Genomic DNA, 274 nt, shown 5'->3' on the forward strand with positions numbered 1-274 from the left:
GCGACCTCCGCCGGCGAGGCCGCGACGTCCACGCGCTGCTCCAGCACGCGCACGAACAGGGCCAGCGCCTCCCCGAGGTAGGGACGGGCCTGGTCGGCGTGCACCTCCAGCGCCTGGTCGTAGCGACACCGCCCCCAGTCCTGCAGGGCCCGGAACTCCAGCTTGCGCGCGTGCTCGATGCTCGCGGCGTGCTCGCCGTGGTGGCGCGCGGCCTCCAGCGCCAGGCCGAACAACAGGTCGGCCTCCGAGAACCGGTGCCGCCACTGCAGCACGT

1 protein-coding gene is annotated in these 274 nt (G+C 74.5%); it reads right to left on the reverse strand.

Annotated features, from left to right (window positions below; genetic code table 11):
* The coding region (locus PROKR_RS35700; RefSeq protein WP_036966866.1) for a hypothetical protein at nucleotides 1-274 on the reverse strand (274 nt) is incomplete at both ends.

The organism is Promicromonospora kroppenstedtii DSM 19349 (assembly GCF_000515355.1).
GTDB lineage: Bacteria > Actinomycetota > Actinomycetes > Actinomycetales > Cellulomonadaceae > Promicromonospora > Promicromonospora kroppenstedtii.